Raw genomic sequence first — 18,675 nt, 5'->3', positions numbered from 1 at the left:
GAACCCGGTCGCACGCCCCGTCCTCACGTGCGTCCCGTACGGACCGCCGGGAACGGCGGGCCGGAGCTTCGGCGGGCGCACCGCATGCGTACGGCGCGGACCTGATCCGCCCGGTGGACCGCGGAGCGTCACTGCGGTGAACCCTTCGCGGCACTCCCCGGCCGCCCGCGCTCCGGTCGTCGCGACCGGCGACATCTTTCAATGTCCCGCTGTTCTCGGCTCGACGCATTTCGGCGTCCCCACGACAGGACCGGACCGAAGGACGGCTACGGCTGACGCAGGGCGGTGTCAGAGGTGCCTGCGATGGTGTGGACAGGGGGCGGTGGGCGGACAGCCGCGCCGGTTCGGGAGGAGACACAGTGCGACACGGTGGGGACGGCTGGACCGGCGTGGACTGGACCCGGCGGGACCACGACGACATCCGTCGGCGGCTTGACCGGGGCGCCGATCCGGAGAGCCGGCGTGGAGGGCTGCCCTTGCACCGGGCAGCGTGCATCGGCTCACCGGAGGTGGTCACGGAGCTGGCTCGCCGCGTCGCGGACGTGGACGCGCTCGAGAACGGGACGACCGCACTCTGGGAAGCCGTCCTGTCCGACCGGCCGGAGAACGCGCGCGCCTTGGAGGCCGCGGGCGCGGACCCGTGGCGCCCCTTGATCGGCGGGTGGTCACCGGGGCGGCTCAGCCTGGCCGGGCCCCAACCCGACCTGTTCGCGACACGTGGGGGCGAGCACGGCCTGAGCGAGGCGGAGCGTGTGGCCGCGGAGGAGGGCGGCCGGCTCGTCGCCGCGCTGGGAGACATCTACTACGAGGGCACGGGCCTGGCCTGCGGGGCTGGAATCGACGCCGCGGAGGCGATACGCCGCCTGGAGGCGGCACCTGCCGACGGCGAGGGTCTTGAGGGACTGCTCGACGATCCGTACGCGTACGACACGGACGAGAGCGCGCGGATCGTCGGCGTGACGACCGTGCCGGGCGGTTGTGTCGTCACGCAGCCGTGGGGGTACGCGCCGTCGACGCCGGGCGTACTGTCCCGGCTGTCCTCCGGCACCGTCTGCTACGGCCTGTACTCCAACCCCAAGAGCGGCAACCAGGGCCGCGTCGCCCGCGACGGGAACATCGAGGGCTGGGACCTCCATCCGGGCGGGGCCCCGGGCCGGGACGACACCCCCGAACACGTCCTCGCCTCCTATCTGTACCGCCGCACCGCGGTGGGGTTCGCGTGTGCCTACGCGGGCCTGCGGCTCACCGGTGCGCGCCCCGTCGTCGGGCCGCCCGATGCCTGGGTGGTACTGCCGCCGCGTGACTACTGGGAGCATTGACGGCCCCGTGTCCCCACGTCAGGAGCCGCCAGGGCGCGCCTCGTCGTCGACACGGCAGCCGATGCCCTACGCCTGTCGCAACAGGGACTTCGTCGATCGCGGGTCAGGCCGGACCCACTGGTCTAGGCTTCCCATGTCCTCTTCTTCGCAGGGGAGTTCGACGCGAGCTTCAAGCGGCTTCCGTGACCGTGGCCCACCGGGCCGTCGGTTCGCGGCCGCCGTGGTGTCGCGGCCAGGACCGTTCGGTGCTGTCAGGTGGAGTCGGCCGGTCCAGGAGGCCGGGATGACGCACCACGGGGCGGCGTACTCCGCACCCCCTTGCCCGCCCTTCGATCTGGAGCCCAGTTGCCTACCTCACCGGTGAACTCCTCCCCCGGCCGGCCGCACCGGATGGACCCGTCCGGCGGCTGTCCGCACGCGGCGAACGCCCGCCTGTTGTCCCAGGGTGCCGTCGCCCCGGTGGTCCTTCCCGGCGAGGTGGAGGGCATGGCGGTTCTGGGCCACGACGCGCTCAGAGAGTTCCTCGCACACCCTGACGTCGCCAAGGACGCGCAGCACTTCGCAGCGCTCCAGGCGGGCGAGATCGCCGAGGGCTGGCCGCTCAGGACGTTCGCCACGGTGCAGGGGATGACCACCGCCGACGGGGCGGACCACCGGCGGCTCCGATCCTTGGTCAGCAAGGCGTTCACCCCGCGCCGGGTGGAGGAACTGCGGCCACGCATCGAGGCGTTGACCGCCTCGCTCCTGGACGGCCTCGACTCCGCCTCCACCGCGGGCGACGGTGTCGTCGACCTGCGTACGCACTTCGCGCTGCCCCTGCCGATGGGAGTCATCTGCGAACTGCTGGGCGTCGACGCCGCACACCACGACCGCTTGCACCACCTGTCCAACCGCATCGTGGCCACTGACATCGGCCCGGCCGAGGCCATGGCGGCCAACCGGGAGATGGTCGAGGTGCTCGGCGCGGTCGCCGCCGCCAGGGCGGAGGAGCCGGGCGACGATCTCGTCAGCGCCCTGATCGCGGCCCGCGAGGCGGACGGCGACCGGCTCGGCCCGCACGAGCTGATCGGCACGCTGATGCTCACGATCATCGCCGGTCACGAGACGACGCTCAATCTGATCACCAACGCCGTACGCGCTCTCTGCACCCACCGGGACCAGCTCGACCTCGTCCGTTCGGGCGAGGCGAGCTGGGCCGACGTGGTGGAGGAGACGCTGCGCTGGGACAGCCCCGTCAGCTTCTTCCCGTTCCGCTACCCGACCCGCGACCTGACACTCGACGGCACCGTGATCCCCAAGGGCACGCCGGTGCTGGCCGGTTACTCCGCTGCGGGCCGCGACAGGAAGGCCCACGGCCCCGAGGCCGACCGCTTCGACATCACCCGGGACGGCGGGGCCCGGCACCTCTCGCTCGGCCACGGCGCTCACTACTGCCTGGGCGCTCCGCTGGCCCGGATGGAGAGCACCGCCGCACTCTCGCAGTTGTTCGCGCGCTTCCCGGACCTCGATCTCGCCGTCCCCGACGCCGAACTCCCGCGCCACGCATCCTTCGTGGGCAACAGTGTGCAGGCCCTGCCGGTGCGGCTGCACGGCTGACGGAGTGTGCCGCTCGGCGGCCGGTGCGGCATCACCCGTACCGGCCGCCCGCGCCGCCCCGGAACACGGTCATGCCCTGGCGGGCCGCCTACGACAGCAGGGACGGCCCGCATCCCGACGACGCCGGTCCCCGCGCAAGGGCCGACGCCTCCGACTCAGGCCTCTGCCGGCCCCGGCTGTCCGGAACGACTCGCCCCGCCGCTGAACGCCCGGCCGCGCGGATCCGTACCCCCACCTGATGTCATCCTCACCTGACGTCTCGTATCCGATGAAGGGAATGCCGGCATGAGCGCATCGCAGGAGATCCGGGCCCACTTGGGGCGCCGCACCGTCGTCGCAGCCGGTGCGACAGGACTGGCTGCCGTCCTCACCGCGTGCGGCGGCGGGTCGAAGGACTCCGGCGGTTCGGGAACGGTCGAACCGGCCGGGGAGGGGGACGGCGCGAACGGCGGCACCGTTCTCGCCCGGACCGCCGACATCCCGGAGGGCGGAGGGGTGGTCCTCGCCGATCAGGGGGTGGTGGTGACGCAGCCGACGGCCGGTGAGTTCAAGGCGTTCTCGTCGAAGTGCACCCATCAGGGCTGCGCGGTGAAGGGGATAGCCGACGGCGTCATCACCTGCCCCTGCCACAACAGCACGTTCGACGCCGCAACCGGCGAGGCGACGGGCGGACCGGCGACGATGCCGCTGCCGGAGAAGCAGATCCGGGTGGAGGGCGGCTCGATCACCCTGGCGTGACCTGGGCCCGAACTCCGGCTCGGGATGCCGGCCGGGCCATTGCGTGATCACGGATGCCCCTCCATGATTCCCGGAACCGGCCCAACCTCAGGAAGGCGTCCCGTGACCGTTGCCCAGCGCCGTGGCCGTCGGATCATGATGACGGAGGCGGAACGGGACGCCTACCTCGCGGAACAGCGCACCTGCCGGGTGGCCACGGTCTCCCCCGACGGCATGCCCCACGTCGCCGCCCTGTGGTTCGTCTGGGACGGCGCCTCCCTCTGGCTCTACTCCCTCACCCGGAGTCTGCGCTGGGCACAGCTCCGGCGCGACCCGAGGGTCGCCGTGGTGGTTGATGACGGGGTGGAATACGGCGAGCTGCGCGGTGTGGAGCTGTCCGGCGAGGTGTCCTTCGTCGGCGAGGTCCCGCGCATCGGCCGCGCCTGTGCCGAACTGGAGACGCCGGAGAGGATGTTCGCGTCGAAGTACTTCGGCCTGGACTCCCTGCCGCACGACGAACGGCACGGGTGGCTCCGGCTCACGCCACGAGCCGTCAGGTCCTGGGACTTCCGGAAGCTGCCCGGACCGCACTGACGCACGACGGCGGACGGCGGACGGCCGAAGAACGGCCGTCCGCCGTCGAGGCCTTGCGAATTCCCGAAGTGAGCGCCGCGCCTTGGCCATGAACGCGGCGCCCTGTGATCAGCGGTCCACCTCGGCATCCCGCTGACAGCTGCGCACCGGCATGCGCCACACGCGTCGATCAGGCGTCCGAGCGAGGCGGCCCGGAGCCGCGCCCCGAGCGAGGCCGTGCGGCCGCCCGGCCAGGCTCCGCGCGCACTCCGCCGTCGCGCCCTGCAGCCGACGCACCTTGTAGCTATCACCAAAAAGGATCTACGTATCCGCATGTACCTTCCGCTGCAGGGCGCGAGCGGTCATAGTGGCGGGCAGTTCACGGAAGTTGCATTCCACATTGTGGAATTATTCCAGTCTGGAGAGTGCTCCCATGCCGGACGCCAGCCCGTCACTGGCCCGACGCATCGCCCGTTTCCTCCGCACGTCACTGTTCGCGCAAGTCGCTCTCGCCCTGTTGCTGGGAATAGCCGTCGGACGGCTGTGGCCCCAAGTGGGATCAGCCGTGCAGCCCCTCGGCGACGGGTTCGTCCGATTGATCAAGGCCATGATCGCCCCGCTCGTCTTCTGCGTGGTGATCGCCGGCATCGCCAAGGCGGGCGACCTCAAGGCGTTCGGCCGCATCGGCCTCAAGGCGCTCATCTGGTTCGAGGTCGCTACCACCATCGCTCTCGCCGTCGGCCTGCTGGCGGGCAACCTCGTGTCGCCGGGCAGCGGGATGAACGTGGACCCGGCGTCGCTCGACGCGTCTGCCGTGGACGAGAAGACCGGCGGCGGCTCGTTGCCGTCGACCTCGGAGTTCATCCTCCACTCCCTTCCGGACAGCGCCGTGGGCGCGTTCGCGGAGAACTCCCTGCTGCAGGTGCTCGTCCTCGCCTGCCTGGTGGGTGCGGCCCTGCTCCACCTGGGCCAGGCCAAGGTGCCTGCGATCCTGCCCGCGATCGAGCAGGCCCAGGAGGTCGTCTTCGCCGTGGTCGGCTTCGTCATGAAGCTCGCCCCACTGGCCGTCTTCGGCGCGACCGCTCACCTGGTCGGGGAGTACGGGCTGGGCGCACTGTCGACGTACGGCAAGCTCATCGCCGTCTGCTACGCCGTGGCCCTCGTGTTCCTGGTCCTCCTCGGCCTGGCCCTGAAGGCGTTCACGGGGGTCAGCCTGTGGAAGTTCGTGCGCTACACCCGCGAGGAGATGCTGCTGGCCCTGGGCACCGCGTCCAGCGAGGCGGTGATGCCCCGCATGATGCAGAAGCTGCGCCAGGCCGGGTGCCGTGAGGATGCCGTCGGCCTCGTCCTGCCGACGGGATACTCGTTCAACCTCGACGGAGCGTCGATCTACCTCTCCATCGGCACCCTGTTCATCGCCCAGGCCGTGGGCGTCGACCTGACGCTCGGCCAGCAGGTGACGGTGGTCGTCGTACTGATGCTGACGAGCAAGGGAATGGCGGGTGTGCCCGGTTCGGCGTTCCTCGCCCTCTCCGCCACGGCATCGGCGCTCGGAGTGATCCCCGCCGGCGCCGTGGCCCTCCTCCTCGGGGTGGACCGCATCATGGACACGATGCGTGTCGCGACCAACCTCCTGGGCAATTGCGTGGCGGTCTTCGCGGTGTCCAAGTGGGAGGGCGCCCTGGATCAGGACCGCATGCGCAAGGTGCTGGACGGGGAGGTCGCCTTCGAGCCGGAGCCTTCGGCCGATGCCGGTGCCGGTGCCGGTGCCACCAATACCGACACCGACACCGGTGTCACGGTCGGTTCCGCCGGCGCGGTCAAGTAACCGAGCGGTGCCTGAGACCGTCCGGCCTGCCGGCGCCGCGACCGGCGCGGGAAAGGGCGTGGCGGGCAGGGAGTGCCTGCCCGCCATGCCTGTCGACCCGCCATGCCTGTCGACCGGGCTCAGCCCGGCGCCGGCGCGTGCAGGGCCCGGCCCGCGGAGCGCAAGGCCTCCACGGCGGCCCTGATCGACGGCCTCCGGTCCGCATCCGCACGCCACACCGCGTGGACGTGGCGGCGCATCGGCTGCCGCACGGGCACCAGGCGCACATTCTCCGGAACCGGCCCCCGCCCCAGCCGAGGTGCCACGCAGACGCCGAACCCTGCTGAGATCAGGGCGAGTTGGGTGTGGTGCTCACCCGCGAGATGCGCGATCCGCGGTTCGACGCCCTTGGACCGAAGGGTGAACATCAGCCAGTCGTAACAGAACTCACCCTCCGGCCAGGACACCCAGTCGTCGTCGGCGAACTCCTCGATGTCGACCTCGGCCCGATCCGCGAGGGGATGGCCCGCGGGCATGGCGATGTCCGGCGCGTCGTCGAGGAGCTCGGCCTTGGCCAGACCGCCGGGGACAGGCAGGCGCTTGTTGCTCCAGTCGAGCACGACGGCGAGGTCGACGTCCCCTCGCAGAACTGCCCGGATTCCGCTCTCCGGCTCCAACTCGGTCGTACGGGCTTTGAGTTCGGGATGCTCGGCGCGGAGCGTGGCGAGGGCGGCGGGGAACAGTCCACGGGCGGCCGTCGGAAAGGCCGCGAGCCGGACCTCGCCCACCACCTGGCCCCGCTGGGCCTCGATGTCCGCCTGCGCGACCTCCACCTGGGAGAGGATCTTCGCCGCGTGGTCCGCGAGCAGCCGGCCCGCGTCGGTGAGGCGGACCCCTCGCCCGTTCTTGGCCAGGAGCTGCTGCCCCACCTCGCGCTCCAGCTTGGCCATCTGCTGGGAGACGGCCGAGGTGGTGACGTGGAGGCCGTCGGCCGCTCCGCTCACCGAACCGTGCCGGGCGAGGGCGTCCAGCGTCCGCAAGCGCTCCAGATTCAACATGTAAGCAATGCTACGCCAGCCACTCCATGAATTTTCACTTGTTCTACGCGATAGCTCCCGCCATGGTTGCCGCATGAGCGCTCCCGCCCCACCGAGAAGCCGGCCCCTCCCCGACACCTCCCCGCCCGGACCGCCGACGCGCCGCCGAACCCTGGACTGGCGCGTCCGCTTCGCCGCGCTGTCGCTCATCTGGGGGTTCAGCTTCCTGCTGATCAAGGTCGGCACCGGCGGGTACGCCCCGTTCCAGGTGACCTTCGGCCGGCTCCTGTCCGGGACGGCGGTGCTCGCCGTCGCGATGGCCGTGCGCCGGGAACGGCCGCCCCGCTCGGTCCGGATCTGGGGACACCTGTTCGTCGCCGCATTCCTCCTGAACGCGCTGCCGTTCTCCCTCTTCGCGTACGCCGAGCTGACCATCCCGTCCACGCTCGCCGGGATCTGCAACGCGACCTCGCCCCTGTGGGGCATGGCCCTCTCCCTCGTCGCGCTCTCCGAGGACCGGCCGACCCGTCGCCGCGTCGCCGGGCTCGGCCTCGGTTTCATCGGCGTGCTGACGGTGCTGGGCGCCTGGCAGGGCTTCTCGGGGCTGGACACGACCGGCACCGCGATGGCCCTGCTCGCCTCCCTCAGCTATCCCGTCGGCTGGATCTACGTACGTCGCACCCTGGCCGGCACGGGCACGTCCACACTCACCCTGACCGGCAGTCAGCTTCTGCTGGCCACGATGCAACTGGCACTGGTGGTACCGGCTTTCACGACTGCACCCGGGCACTTCCCGCTGATTCCCACGCTCGCCGTCGTCGCCCTGGGGGCGCTCGGAACAGGCCTCGCCGTCCTGCTCCAGTACGGCCTCGTCGATGAAGTCGGCCCGACGACCGCCCAGATGGTCACCTACTTCATCCCGGTGATCGCCACGGCCGCAGGAGTGACCCTGCTGGGCGAGCCGTTGAGCTGGAACACGCCGGTGGGCGCCCTCGTGGTCCTCGCGGGCGCCGCGCTCACCCAGAGCCGGGCCCGCGGTTCCACCGGAGCGTCCCGCCGCATCACCGGAGCCGGGCGGGTCAGCCGTAACTGACCGGGCGGGCGGGCGTGGCCGCCATCGCCACGGCGTCCGCCAGGGGCTCGATGTCCGCCGCGGACAGCGGCGAGACGGTCAGGCGCACGCCCTGGGGCGATGCCATCCTGAACCGCGCCCCGGGGGCCACCGCCCAGCCCGCGTGCAGCAGCCTGGCCACCGCCCCGGTCTCGTCGCCCACGGGGACCCACACGTTCATCCCCGTCCGTCCGTACGCCGCGATCCCCCGGTCCCCGAGGGCCCGCACGAGGGCGTCCCGGCGCTCACCGTACGAGCGGGCGACCGCCGGCACGTCGACGGCACCCGTCGCCCAGAGGTGCGCGACGGTGAGCTGGAGCAGGCCGCTGACCCAGCCGGGACCCAGCTGCTGACGCCCCGTCACACGATCGACGGTCAGTCCGTCCCCGGTGAGCACGGCGAGCCGAAGGTCGGGTCCGTAGGCCTTGGAGACGGACCGCACGAAGGCCCAGCGCTCCGTCACCCCCGCGAGGGGGTGCACCGGCAGGTCGACGATGGCGTGGCCGTGGTCGTCCTCGATCAGGAGCACGCCGGGGTGCTCCGCGAGAACGGACCGCAGCTCCCGGGCCCTCCGGCTCCCCACTGTCGCACCGGTGGGATTCTGCGCCCGGTCGGTGACCACCAGGGCCTTGGCCCCCGCACTCAGGGCCCGCTCCACCTCCCCGGGCAGCGGCCCCTCCTGGTCCAGGGCCACCGGAACGACGCGCATGCCGAGCGCCGGAACGAGATCCAGAAGGGCTCCCCACCCCGGGTCCTCGACAGCGACCGCGTCCCCGGGCCTGAGGTGCGCCGCGAGCACCCGCTCGATCGCGTCGAGGGAGCCGGAGGCGACCGCCACCGGCCCGGCGGGTACCCCGTCGACGTCCAGCCCGGCCCGCGCGAGCTCCGCGAGCCGGGGGACGACCGCGGCGCCCCCGTAGAGGCGGGGGCCGCGGTCGTAGTCCGCGGCAGCCGCCGCGAGCGCCTCCCCCAGGCCGGGCAGCAGGGCGGGGTCGGGATTGCCGTCACCCAGGTCCCGCACGCCGGGCGGAGCCTCCACCCGGAGGGAGCCGCGCGCCGTGTTCGCGGGCCGGGGCCGCACCCTGCTCCCCCGCCGCCCCGCCGTCTCGATCACCCCGCGCTCGCGAAGCGTCCGGTAGGCAGCGGCCACCGTGTTCGGATTGACGCCCAGGTGGGTCGCCAACTCCCTCATGGGCGGCAGCACATGGCCGGGCGCGAGATCGCCCGCGGCGACCCCCCGCTCCACACTCGCGGCAATGTCGGATGCACGCCGCCCACTGATCCGATACTCTCCTAGCACAAACAATATTATGCACTAGTGCAATGGAGTACGCAATGCCGGACACCGCCACGCCCGACAGCACCGGCCTCCCCGGGGGCACCGCCTACGAGCCGACGCAGCGCACGGTCCCGAGCCGGGCCAGGGAGCGCGCCTCGTACGACAGCGAGACGGTCCACTCGATACTCGACGCGGCCTACCTCTGTCATCTGGGCTTCGTCCGCGACGGAGCGCCCGTCGTGCTCCCGACGCTCTTCGGCCGGGTCGGCCGACGGCTGTACGTGCACGGCTCGACCGGATCACGTCCGCTGCGCGAGACGGGAGCGGCGGATCCGGGGCTCCCCGTCTGCCTGACCGTGACGCATGTGGACGGCCTGGTGCTGGCCCGTTCCGCTTTCCACCACTCGATGAACTACCGCTCGGTGGTGGTCCATGGCACCGCCCGCACGGTGACCGACCCGGAGGAGCGGCGCGTCGCGCTCGACGCCATCGTCGACCAGGTCGTCCCGGGCAGGTCGAAGGACTCGCGCCCCGCCGACGCGAAGGAACTGGCGGCGACCGCGGTGATCCGTCTGGACCTCGACGAGGTGTCCGCCAAGATCCGCACCGGCGGCCCGAACGACGACCCGGATGACCTCTCACTGCCGTACTGGGCCGGCGTGGTCCCGGTGTCCCAGGAGTACGCGGCGCCGGTGCCGTCCGACGACCTGGACCCCTCGGTCCAGGTGCCGGACTACCTCACCTCGCTCTGACCGGCGGATGCCGGACCGGAGCGACGGATCAGGCTGGCAGGGCCGCGCGGCGCCGACGGGCCACCGCGGCACCCCGCGTCTCGGCGAAGGCCAGGCCCGCCACCGCGGTGAGCAGGAACAGCGTCCCGACGACCGTGGCCGCCGTGAGCCGCTCGTGCAGCACGGTCACCGCGACGACCGCGGCACTCACCGGCTCCAGCAGCATGATCACGGACACGGTCGCGGACCGGACCGCCGCGGCCCCCGCGAAGTACAGCGCGTAGGCGAGCGCGGTCGGCACCGCCGCCACGTAGATCAACAGCCCCAGCACGTCGCCCGTCTCGGTCGTGTGCGGCACGAGGCCCTCTCCCGCCGCCATGGGCAGCAGTCCTACGGCTCCGATACCGAAGGCCCACGCACTGGTGGAGAGGGAGTCACCCGCCGCGCCGTCCCGGCCGAGCCACCGGGTCAGCAGGGTGATCGCCGCGTACCCGGCCGCGGACAGCAACGCCAGCAGCAGTCCCGCGGGGCGCACCTGGGCCGGCTCGCCGCCGAGCACCAGGACGGCGAGGCCGGTCAGCGCGCCCGCCACGGCGAGCAGCCCTCCCCTGCCCAGTCGCTCCCCCATCGTCAGCCGCGCGCCGACCGCGATGAGGACGGGGCCCGCACCCAGCGTCACCACGGTGGCGACGGCGAGTCCCGTCGCCTCGACCGCCGCGAAGTAGGCGCTCTGGAAGACGGTGAGGCCGACGCCGGTCCCCAGGATGCGCAGGAGCCGGCGGCGGCGCGGCTCGGTGGAGGTGCGCGGACGGCGGGGGCGCAGCGCGAGTGCCCCGGCCAGCAGGACGAGGCCACCGGCGCAGCGCCAGAACGACAGCGCGAGAGGCCCGAGATCACTGATGCGGAAGAGCAGGGACGCCGCGGCGCCCGCCGTGCCCCAGGCGAGGCCGGCGACGACGAGACAGAGCAGGCTCCGCCCGGCGGGCAGCACGGAAACAGGGTGGGACATGCGATTCTCCGGAAGAAGAAGGAAGGGGATGGTGGTCGCTCGGCTCCGCGCGCGGGCAGCGACGAACCGCTCGGGGCGTACCCGAGCCCGGTCTTCGTCCGGAGTGGCCGCCTCGCGCTAGGCGGCGGGGGGCGGAAGTACGGTCTGCGGCATGATCGACAGCCTACGACGGGCCCGGAGGCCGGGACAACTCTCCCCCGGTGCCCGCAGGCTCGTGCGCCCCCGTCGTCCCCTCGGCAGGCGCACCCGGGCCCGATGCCACCGGCCCCGACGCCGGCCGGGGCGCGGACGACTGCGCGATGAAGGCGCCGATCAGCACCACTCCCCCGCCCACGAGCTGCGGTGCGGAGAGGTGCTCACCCAGCAGCACCCAGGCCAGTACGGTCGCGATGACCGCTTCGAGGCACGCGACGACGCCCGCGACCTGGGGCGAGAGCAGGCGCACCGACACCACACCGGTGACGTACGCGAGCACCGTCGCGAGCAGCACGATCCAGCCGAGCAGGAGCCACGCGGGCACGTGACGCCCGTCCATCTCCGCGCCCCCGCCGAGCACCGTCCACTCCATGGCCCAGGGCCTGGCCACCACCGTGAGCACGGCCGTACCGGCCAGCAGTCCGTACGCGATCACCCCTACGGGATGCGGAGGTTCGGCGTCCGCCGTGCCGCCGTGCCCGGCGCCCTGGTCCGAGAGGACGAAGTAGCCCACCTGGCAGCACGCCGCGCCCAGGGCGAGCAGCAGGCCCACCACGTCGAAGGTCAGGCCCGCCCACACCTCGACCACACAGGCGAGGCCGCCGACCGCCAGCACCACACCGGCCGCCGCGGCGCGGGTGACCGGCCGGCGCTGCACGAAACGCACCCAGCCGAGGACGAGAGCGGGCGCCAGGTATTCGATGAGCAGGGCGACGCCGACCGGGATGCGGGAGATCGAGGCGAAGTAGAAGGCCTGCACCCCTGCCACGGCGAACAGCCCGAAGCCGGCCAGCAGGACAGGCCGCTCCCGCACGAGGTTCCGATGACGCCATGCGACCGGCAGCATGAGGAGGGCAGCTCCTGCCACGCGCAGCCACACCACGTGCAGCGGGTCCAGCCCCGCTTCGATCAGCGGCTTGGCCGCCACTCCTGAACCACCGAATGCGAAGGCCGAGACAAGGGCCAGGCCCAGACCGGCACTTCTCCTCTGAGACGCGTGCATCGGCACATCATGGCAGCAGGCGTCAGCAGCGTCACCCCCGTCACACCTGACCTCCGCGTGTTCATGATCACCTCTGGGCGCGCTTCGCGGCCGTCCGGTCCGCGGCGCGGGCCCCCAGTCGTCCGGCCTCGACGCCGGCCCGCTCCAGCACCTCGACCGCACGACATCGTGGATCGGCGACGAGGGCCGCGAGCAGATCGAGGCCGTCCGCATGACGCCCACCGCGCAGGAGCGCGGCACCGACCGCGCGGTCCATCGCCGCCTCGGCCGAGGGTGACCACCCCTCACCCCCGGGTTCCCTGACCGCCGGGAACCCGCCCGAGTCCTCCTGGGTCCCCTGCCAGCGGAGGCCGTATCCGATGCTGCGCTGCACGAGATATCCGAGCACCCTGGCCAGCTGCGGTCCGCCGTCGAAGACCTCGCGGACCTCGGGGTCGGACTCGACGAGCGAGTGCAGGAGGTGTGCGGTGTCCACGTGGCGGTCCCCGTCGCGCACCGCCCGCCTGCGCGCACCGGTCGTCACCGCGGTCATCGCGTCACTCAGCCCGGCACCGGCCCACGGGTGGGCCGGCGCGGCTTGTTCGGGAATCTTCGACGTCCGGAATTGCACGTCTCCACCTCATCAGTCCGCGTGAGCGAAAACATCCCCGGAGCGGCCCATCCGCCATCCCGCGAAAGGCGGGGACCACCGGGGGCGTCCTCATCCCCAGGGATGAGGACGCCCCCGGTGCGCCTCCGGGACGCCTGCGCGACGGGGCGTGCGGGGGACAGAAAAAGGGCCCCGACACCGGGGCCCTTCTCCGCTCTCGCGTGCAGCACGGCTCAGTGCTCGTCGGCGAGGATCAGATACAGCTTCTTGCGGGTCTCGTTGATCACCGCGAGGGCCTTCTGCCGCTGGTCGGCCGAGCCGGTCTTCCACACCTGGCCGAACGCCTCCATCAGACCGAAGCCGGCCTGCCGGATCTCGTTCACGCCCTCCCAGTCGACACCGCGCCCCGCCTCTTCCCAGGGGGCTTCGGGGCCGGATTCGGCCTCGCCGCGACCGAGGTCGGTCAGCGTGAACAGCTTCTTGCCGCCCTCGCTGGCACTGACGATCAAACCCTCGTCCTCCAGCAGCTGAAGGGTGGGGTACACCGAGCCGGGGCTGGGCTTCCAGGCCCCGCCGCTGCGCTCGCCGATCTCCTGGATCATCTCGTACCCGTGCATCGAGCGGTCCTTGAGCAGGGCGAGGATCGACGCGCGTACGTCACCGCGCCTCGCCCTTCCCCGGCCGCCTCCCCGGCCGCGTCCGCCACCGAAGGGTCCGCCGCCGAACGGTCCACCGCCGAAGGGCGGTCCGAACGGTCCGAACGCGGGGCGGCCGCCTTCGAAGTCTCCCCTGCCGGCACCTCGGCGCCCGGGGCCGCATTCGTGGTCGTGTCCATGTGAACGCATGACTGCGCTCCTCTCTGCATAGTGATGTCGCGACTCTTCTTGGAACTGTCGCGATGCCTCAACGATATATCGGAAGCTATCGCCTGGCAAGGCACTGCCCGCTGTGCGAGCAGACGACAGTCATGACCGGAGGAAGCCACCGGCCGGATGCTCGCGGAGGCTCGGGTGACTGCACCGGCCCGCGACGAGGCGGGACAGACCGGAGGTGGTGCAGCCGGTCCGGTGCGAGTCCGCGCGGACGAGGTCCGCGTCACGCGTCGTCGTACCGGTGGAAGAGGTGCGGTAGGGCGCCCCGCCCGGTGGAAGAGGTACGGCAGGGCGCCCCGCCCGGTTTCCCTCCGTCGGACCCTCGGGCCGCGCATCCGGAATTGGCCTTGGACCGCACGGAACCGCGCCCCTACGGTCGGCCCCATGAAGATCCGCATCGTCGACGCGTTCACCGACCGCCCCTTCTCCGGCAACCCCGCGGGAGTCGTGATCCTGGACTCCGGCGCCTTCCCCGGGGCGGACCGCCTCCAGCTCGTCGCCTCCGAGGTCAACCTCGCGGAGACCGCCTTCGCCCATCCCCTGCCGCCGGGCGGTGAGGCCGACTGGGCTCTGCGCTGGTTCACCCCGACCGCCGAGGTCGACTTCTGCGGGCACGCGACCCTTGCCACCGCCCATGTGCTTCACACCACGGGAGTCGCCCACGGCACGGTGAGCTACGCGAGCCGCTCCGGTGTCCTGCGCACCACGGCGCACGAGGACGGCACCCTGACGCTGGACTTCCCGACGGCGCCGCTGACCCCCGAGCCGGCCCCCGCCGGGCTGGCGGAGGCGCTCGGCGCGTCTCCCCTCTCCGTCCACGACACGGGGGACCACATAGGCGACCTGCTGGTGGAACTGGCCGACGAGGCCACCGTGCGCGCCCTGCGTCCGGACTTCCGCGCGCTCACCGCCTGCTCCCGACGGGGCGTCATCGCCACGGCGGCGTCCGCGGACCCCGCGAGCGGGTACGACTTCGTGTCGCGCGGCATCTTCCCCGGGCTCGGCATCGACGAGGACCCGGTGACCGGCAGCGCCCACACGGCCCTGGCACCCTTCTGGTCGGCCAGGTTGGGCCGCGACGACCTCACCGGGCTGCAGGCGTCCGCCCGCTCCGGTTTCGTCCGTACCTCGCTGCGCGGTGAACGTACGCTGCTCACCGGCAGCGCCGTCACGGTCATCGACGGCGAGTTGCTCGCAGGGCTCTGAGCGGAGCAGGGGCCGGACACCGAACGCGCGTGAGGGGCCCGCCCCACCGGGCGGGCCCCTCACAGGGGAGGTCCCCTCACGGGACGGGCGGCCTCACGGTGTGGGCAGCCACCCCACCTTCCCCGCGAGCAGCGCGTATCCGACGAACGCCCCGATGTCGAGCAGGGCATGCGCGACGACCAGCGGACCGACGCGGCCCCAGCGCCTGTACAGCAGCACGAAGACGACGCCCATGACCATGTTCCCGATGAAGCCGCCGATCCCCTGGTACAGGTGGTACGAACCGCGCAGCACGGAGCTGGCGACCAGGGCGGCCATCGGTGTCCATCCCAACTGCCCGAGCCGCCGGAGCAGATAGCCCACGACGACGACTTCCTCCAGGAGGGAGTTCTGCACCGCGGAGAGGATCAGTACCGGGAACTTCCACCACACCTCGGGCAGGGACTCGGGGACCACCGTCAGGTTGAACCCCCCGGCACGGGCCGCCAGGTAGAACGCCAGCCCCGCGCTGCCGATCCCCGCCGCCACGAGGGTGCCCCGGCCGAGGTCCGGCCACGGCCGGGTGCGGTCGAGGCCGAGGGTGCGCAGGCCGGCCCCTTCCCGGAACAGCAGATGCGCCACCAGCGCGACCGGCACCAGAGCCGAAGCGATGCCGAACAGCTGCCACGCCAGGTCCAGCCAAGGACGCCCCGGGGCGTACGACCCGTTCAGGGTCGCGGCCTGGTCCTTGAGGCCCCCCGGTTTCGTCAGCGAGCCGATGAAGCTGATCAGGGCGGACACCCCGCTGGCCCCGAGTGAGAGAGCCAGCACGAGCAGCGTCTCCGAGCGGAGGATCCGCCGGGGCACCCCCTCGTGAGGAATGGATTCAGCCACGCGCCCCGCCTCCACCTGTACATCTGCCGTCAGCCATGCGTCCTCATAGCTTGCCCGACGGCGTCGCGGAGGCCGGACACCGGGCGGCCTCCTCCTCAGGGGGCGGGGAAGCCCACGGGCCAGGTGTGCACCGGTTCACCCGCCTGCATCAGCTCGCCGTAGCGCCGCGTGGTGGCCGCCAGCGCCCCCTCCCGTTCGAGCCCCGCCTCCAGGGCACGGTGGTAGGTGTCGACCTGCCAGGAGGCGCCGTTCGTGCGGAGCCTGCAGCGCTCCTCGATGACGCCGAGGTAGCGGTCACGGTCCGAGGGCTCGATGTTCCAGGCGTCGAGCCCGGCCGCCGCGAGCGGAAGCAGTTCGTCCCGTACGAGCTTCACCGCGGGCACCTTGGCGACGCCACCCGAGCGGCCGGGGCGCGGCCAGAGCAGTTCGGCCTCGATACCGTGGCGGCAGGCGGCGTCGAAGTTCTCGGCCGCCGCCTCGAAGGGCAGTCTGGTCCACACCGGCCGGGAGTCGTCAGCGAGCGCGCGCACCAGCCCGTAGTAGAAGGCGGCGTTGGCGATCACATCGACGACCGAGGGACCGGCGGGCAGGACCCTGTTCTCCACCCGCAGATGGGGTACGCCGTCGGCCACCCCGTAGACCGGCCGGTTCCACCGGTAGACCGTACCGTTGTGCAGGACGAGTTCGGCCAGAGCCGGTACCCCGCCCTCGTCGAGGACCCGCAGCGGGTCCTCGTCGTCGCGGATCGGCAGCAGGGGCGGGTAGTAGCGCACGTTCTCCTCGAAGAGCTCGTACGCCGAACCGATCCACCGCTCCCCGAACCAGGTCCTGGGACGCACCCCCTGGTTCCGGAGCTCGGGCGGTCGCACGTCCGTGGCCTGCTGGAACAGCGGTGGCCTCGACTCGCGCCACAGCTCCTTGCCGAACAGGAAGGGAGAGTTGGCCCCGAGAGCGATCTGCACGGAGGCGATGGCCTGCGCCGCGTTCCAGACGTCGGCGAAACGGTCCGGCGTCACCTGCAGGTGCAGCTGGACGGATGTGCAGGCCGACTCGGGGGCAATGGAGGCAGAGGTCGAGACCAATCGCTCGACACCTTCGATATCGAGGACGAATTCCTCGCCGCGCGCGGCCGCCATTTGGTCGTTGAGGAGCGTGTAACGATCGACGTCCGACAGGTTCGCCGATACCACGTCGTCCCGTCCGAGGGTCGGCAGGATGCCGATCATCACGATCCCGGCGTCGACCTCGGCGGCCTTCCGGTGGGCATATGCGAGACCCGTACGCAGCTCCTCGGCCAGCTGATCGAATACCCGGCCGCTCAGCCGGTGGGGAAGAATATTCACTTCCAGATTGAACATCCCCAGCTCGGTCTGGAAATCCCGGCTGGCGATGCGTTGCAGCACCTCCGCATTCCGCATCCTCGGCATGCCGTCCGAACCCGCGAGATTCAGCTCGATCTCCAGGCCCATGAGATTCCTGGGCCGATCGAACCTACGCTCCGACAGGAGCCTCTCCAGCCCGGTCAGGCACTGGGTGAGCTTCTCGCGGTACGCCTGCCGATCGGACGGGGCAAAGGCACCCGCCACGACCTTCTCGCCCATCGAAGGGTCCCTCCTCGAGTGGGCGGCCCGCGGCACAGGCCGCTCGTATCACGATCGATAATGCCCCGACGAGATGATCCGTAACGCCCCCACGCCCCACGGGTGCCCAGTAGTCTGTCGACCGGAGCCGGAGGCACATTCCGAAGGCATGGGGCATATGCAGGGTGCAGGGTGGAGTTGCGCAGCGGAAACACCGATGAGTTTGAGCCTACCGCCGCATCGGGAAAGTACCTGGCGACAGGGGTCGGGAGCGACCCGAATGCACAGAAAAGACGCGATTCAAAGACTCGAATCCGCCTTGCGGGCAATACGCGGGACGGCTAGCCGAAACATCGTGTGAACATTTGTCGTATAAACTCTGCGAACGAGGCAGAGAGTTGACGCATCGGCCCGTCCGCCCCGTCACCGGCCTTCCTCTGGCCCCGCACGCCGACAGCGCCGTCTGCACCCGCCCATGCACCACCGTGTCTCCGAAGTGAGAGGCGACCCACTATGCCGCTGCATGTTTCTCCGGCCCCAGCGCCTGCTCTGCGCAGCGTTCTCGCGGCACTCGGTTCTCCCACCGCAGTCCGCGAGGCCCATACGCCCGCTCTCCGGTCCGTCCAGGGATCGCTGAGCCCCGAACTCCCGCTCCCCGTCCACGTACTGGACCGGATCGTGCCGAACGACGCCGCACCGCGCACCCGCCTCGCCGGCTGGCGCTTCCTGATCCGCAGCGGCGAACGCGCCGTGGCCGCCGCGGACACCATGCTCACCGCCGACGGCTGGACCTTCTCGCACTTCTTCGAGGGCCCGTACGTCACCTCCACCGAACTCGCCGTACGCCAGGCGGAGTCGACGACGACGCCCTACCAGCCGCGGCTGCTCTCGGTGCCCGAGCTGTACATGCTCACGCTGTGGCTGCACCACGACACGGAGGCCGACGCCGGCGGCGGCACGCTCGCACCGACCGACGTGCTGGTGCCCCTGGCACCCGCACCTCCGGGGATCACGGCCCACCGCCCCCACCGGGTCGCGGACCTGCTCCCGGTCATGACACTGCGTCTCACCCCGGCGCCCCTTCCCGAGCTCCCGGGCCTCCTCGGATCGCCCGCCTGACCCCTCCGCCCTCACGCGCCCCTGCCGAGCTCCTCGGCGGGGGCGCGTCCGTACCCGTC

Annotated in this window: 17 protein-coding genes; 9 read left to right on the top strand and 8 right to left on the bottom strand. The window is 71.7% G+C overall.

The genetic code is table 11. From position 1 onward, the window contains the following. The first annotated feature begins 359 nt into the window (after window positions 1-359). From ACFUNE_RS21830 to ACFUNE_RS21810, 5 genes are all read left to right on the top strand, one after another. On the top strand, window positions 360-1,319 hold the full coding sequence (locus ACFUNE_RS21830; RefSeq protein WP_383570420.1) for an ankyrin repeat domain-containing protein: 960 nt from the start codon (window positions 360-362) through the stop codon (window positions 1,317-1,319). 390 nt (window positions 1,320-1,709) lie between these two features. Next, complete coding sequence (locus ACFUNE_RS21825) at window positions 1,710-2,915, top strand: cytochrome P450 (RefSeq protein ID WP_383570995.1); 1,206 nt, start codon at window positions 1,710-1,712, stop codon at window positions 2,913-2,915. 285 nt (window positions 2,916-3,200) lie between these two features. Beyond that, window positions 3,201-3,653, top strand: coding sequence for a Rieske (2Fe-2S) protein (locus ACFUNE_RS21820; protein WP_383570417.1), 453 nt, complete (start codon window positions 3,201-3,203; stop codon window positions 3,651-3,653). Window positions 3,654-3,755: 102 nt separating this feature from the next. After that, the gene (locus ACFUNE_RS21815) at window positions 3,756-4,226 is read left to right on the top strand and encodes a pyridoxamine 5'-phosphate oxidase family protein (protein ID WP_383570414.1); all 471 of its coding nucleotides are present in this window, start codon (window positions 3,756-3,758) and stop codon (window positions 4,224-4,226) included. 412 nt (window positions 4,227-4,638) lie between these two features. After that, complete coding sequence (locus ACFUNE_RS21810; RefSeq protein ID WP_383570411.1) at window positions 4,639-6,033, top strand: cation:dicarboxylate symporter family transporter; 1,395 nt, start codon at window positions 4,639-4,641, stop codon at window positions 6,031-6,033. Window positions 6,034-6,152: 119 nt separating this feature from the next. Here ACFUNE_RS21810 and ACFUNE_RS21805 read toward each other — a convergent pair whose 3' ends face one another. Further along, complete coding sequence (locus tag ACFUNE_RS21805) at window positions 6,153-7,070, bottom strand: LysR family transcriptional regulator (protein WP_383570408.1); 918 nt, start codon at window positions 7,068-7,070, stop codon at window positions 6,153-6,155. A 73-nt stretch (window positions 7,071-7,143) separates the two neighbouring features. Between ACFUNE_RS21805 and ACFUNE_RS21800 the strand changes: the two genes are divergently transcribed. Then, a complete protein-coding gene (locus ACFUNE_RS21800) occupies window positions 7,144-8,142 on the top strand; it encodes a DMT family transporter (RefSeq protein ID WP_383570405.1) in 999 nt (332 codons plus the stop codon). On the opposite strand, the gene ACFUNE_RS21795 is transcribed toward ACFUNE_RS21800, so the two are convergent. After that, on the bottom strand, window positions 8,129-9,460 hold the full coding sequence (locus ACFUNE_RS21795) for an aminotransferase class I/II-fold pyridoxal phosphate-dependent enzyme (protein ID WP_383570401.1): 1,332 nt from the start codon (window positions 9,458-9,460) through the stop codon (window positions 8,129-8,131). The genes ACFUNE_RS21800 and ACFUNE_RS21795 overlap by 14 nt on opposite strands. 35 nt (window positions 9,461-9,495) lie before the next feature. On the opposite strand from ACFUNE_RS21795, the gene ACFUNE_RS21790 reads away from it, so the two are divergent. Then, window positions 9,496-10,191, top strand: a complete 696-nt coding sequence (locus ACFUNE_RS21790) for a pyridoxamine 5'-phosphate oxidase family protein (protein ID WP_383570398.1) — start codon at window positions 9,496-9,498, stop codon at window positions 10,189-10,191. A 28-nt stretch (window positions 10,192-10,219) separates the two neighbouring features. Here the strand turns inward: ACFUNE_RS21790 and ACFUNE_RS21785 are convergent, their stop codons facing one another. From ACFUNE_RS21785 to ACFUNE_RS21770, 4 genes are all read right to left on the bottom strand, one after another. Next, window positions 10,220-11,179 (bottom strand): DMT family transporter, encoded by a 960-nt coding sequence (locus tag ACFUNE_RS21785; protein ID WP_383570395.1) that lies wholly within the window; start codon window positions 11,177-11,179, stop codon window positions 10,220-10,222. Between the two features lie 163 nt (window positions 11,180-11,342). Continuing rightward, window positions 11,343-12,377, bottom strand: coding sequence for a DMT family transporter (locus ACFUNE_RS21780; protein ID WP_383570392.1), 1,035 nt, complete (start codon window positions 12,375-12,377; stop codon window positions 11,343-11,345). A 67-nt stretch (window positions 12,378-12,444) separates the two neighbouring features. Beyond that, entirely contained in the window at window positions 12,445-12,987 is a 543-nt protein-coding gene (locus tag ACFUNE_RS21775) for a Clp protease N-terminal domain-containing protein (protein ID WP_383570389.1), read from the bottom strand. A gap of 212 nt (window positions 12,988-13,199) precedes the next feature. Further along, window positions 13,200-13,811 (bottom strand): PadR family transcriptional regulator, encoded by a 612-nt coding sequence (locus ACFUNE_RS21770; protein WP_383570386.1) that lies wholly within the window; start codon window positions 13,809-13,811, stop codon window positions 13,200-13,202. Between the two features lie 411 nt (window positions 13,812-14,222). On the opposite strand from ACFUNE_RS21770, the gene ACFUNE_RS21765 reads away from it, so the two are divergent. Further along, the gene (locus tag ACFUNE_RS21765) at window positions 14,223-15,044 is read left to right on the top strand and encodes a PhzF family phenazine biosynthesis protein (protein WP_383570383.1); all 822 of its coding nucleotides are present in this window, start codon (window positions 14,223-14,225) and stop codon (window positions 15,042-15,044) included. A gap of 93 nt (window positions 15,045-15,137) precedes the next feature. Here ACFUNE_RS21765 and ACFUNE_RS21760 read toward each other — a convergent pair whose 3' ends face one another. Then, window positions 15,138-15,917: a CPBP family intramembrane glutamic endopeptidase gene (locus ACFUNE_RS21760; protein WP_383570380.1), complete on the bottom strand. Its 780-nt coding sequence runs from the start codon at window positions 15,915-15,917 to the stop codon at window positions 15,138-15,140. A gap of 95 nt (window positions 15,918-16,012) precedes the next feature. Beyond that, a complete protein-coding gene (locus ACFUNE_RS21755) occupies window positions 16,013-17,518 on the bottom strand; it encodes a glutamate-cysteine ligase family protein (protein ID WP_383570377.1) in 1,506 nt (501 codons plus the stop codon). 492 nt (window positions 17,519-18,010) lie between these two features. On the opposite strand from ACFUNE_RS21755, the gene ACFUNE_RS21750 reads away from it, so the two are divergent. Further along, window positions 18,011-18,616, top strand: coding sequence for a hypothetical protein (locus tag ACFUNE_RS21750; RefSeq protein ID WP_383570374.1), 606 nt, complete (start codon window positions 18,011-18,013; stop codon window positions 18,614-18,616). Window positions 18,617-18,675 lie beyond the last annotated feature (59 nt).

Origin of the sequence: Streptomyces sp. NPDC057287, assembly GCF_042667905.1 — a bacterium.
In the GTDB taxonomy this organism is placed as follows: domain Bacteria; phylum Actinomycetota; class Actinomycetes; order Streptomycetales; family Streptomycetaceae; genus Streptomyces.
This window is presented reverse-complemented; position numbering and strand designations above follow the sequence as displayed.

Bases quoted from the DNA above. Each gene is read 5' to 3' on its own strand.
- ACFUNE_RS21805 (WP_383570408.1), bottom strand. From the start codon at position 7,070: ATGTTGAATCTGGAGCGCTTGCGGACGCTGGACGCCCTCGCCCGGCAC.
- ACFUNE_RS21820 (WP_383570417.1), top strand. From the start codon at position 3,201: ATGAGCGCATCGCAGGAGATCCGGGCCCACTTGGGGCGCCGCACCGTC.
- ACFUNE_RS21825 (WP_383570995.1), top strand. From the start codon at position 1,710: ATGGACCCGTCCGGCGGCTGTCCGCACGCGGCGAACGCCCGCCTGTTG.
- ACFUNE_RS21785 (WP_383570395.1), bottom strand. From the start codon at position 11,179: ATGTCCCACCCTGTTTCCGTGCTGCCCGCCGGGCGGAGCCTGCTCTGT.
- ACFUNE_RS21800 (WP_383570405.1), top strand. From the start codon at position 7,144: ATGAGCGCTCCCGCCCCACCGAGAAGCCGGCCCCTCCCCGACACCTCC.
- ACFUNE_RS21780 (WP_383570392.1), bottom strand. From the start codon at position 12,377: ATGCACGCGTCTCAGAGGAGAAGTGCCGGTCTGGGCCTGGCCCTTGTC.
- ACFUNE_RS21755 (WP_383570377.1), bottom strand. From the start codon at position 17,518: ATGGGCGAGAAGGTCGTGGCGGGTGCCTTTGCCCCGTCCGATCGGCAG.
- ACFUNE_RS21790 (WP_383570398.1), top strand. From the start codon at position 9,496: ATGCCGGACACCGCCACGCCCGACAGCACCGGCCTCCCCGGGGGCACC.
- ACFUNE_RS21765 (WP_383570383.1), top strand. From the start codon at position 14,223: ATGAAGATCCGCATCGTCGACGCGTTCACCGACCGCCCCTTCTCCGGC.
- ACFUNE_RS21770 (WP_383570386.1), bottom strand. From the start codon at position 13,811: ATGCGTTCACATGGACACGACCACGAATGCGGCCCCGGGCGCCGAGGT.
- ACFUNE_RS21750 (WP_383570374.1), top strand. From the start codon at position 18,011: ATGCCGCTGCATGTTTCTCCGGCCCCAGCGCCTGCTCTGCGCAGCGTT.
- ACFUNE_RS21810 (WP_383570411.1), top strand. From the start codon at position 4,639: ATGCCGGACGCCAGCCCGTCACTGGCCCGACGCATCGCCCGTTTCCTC.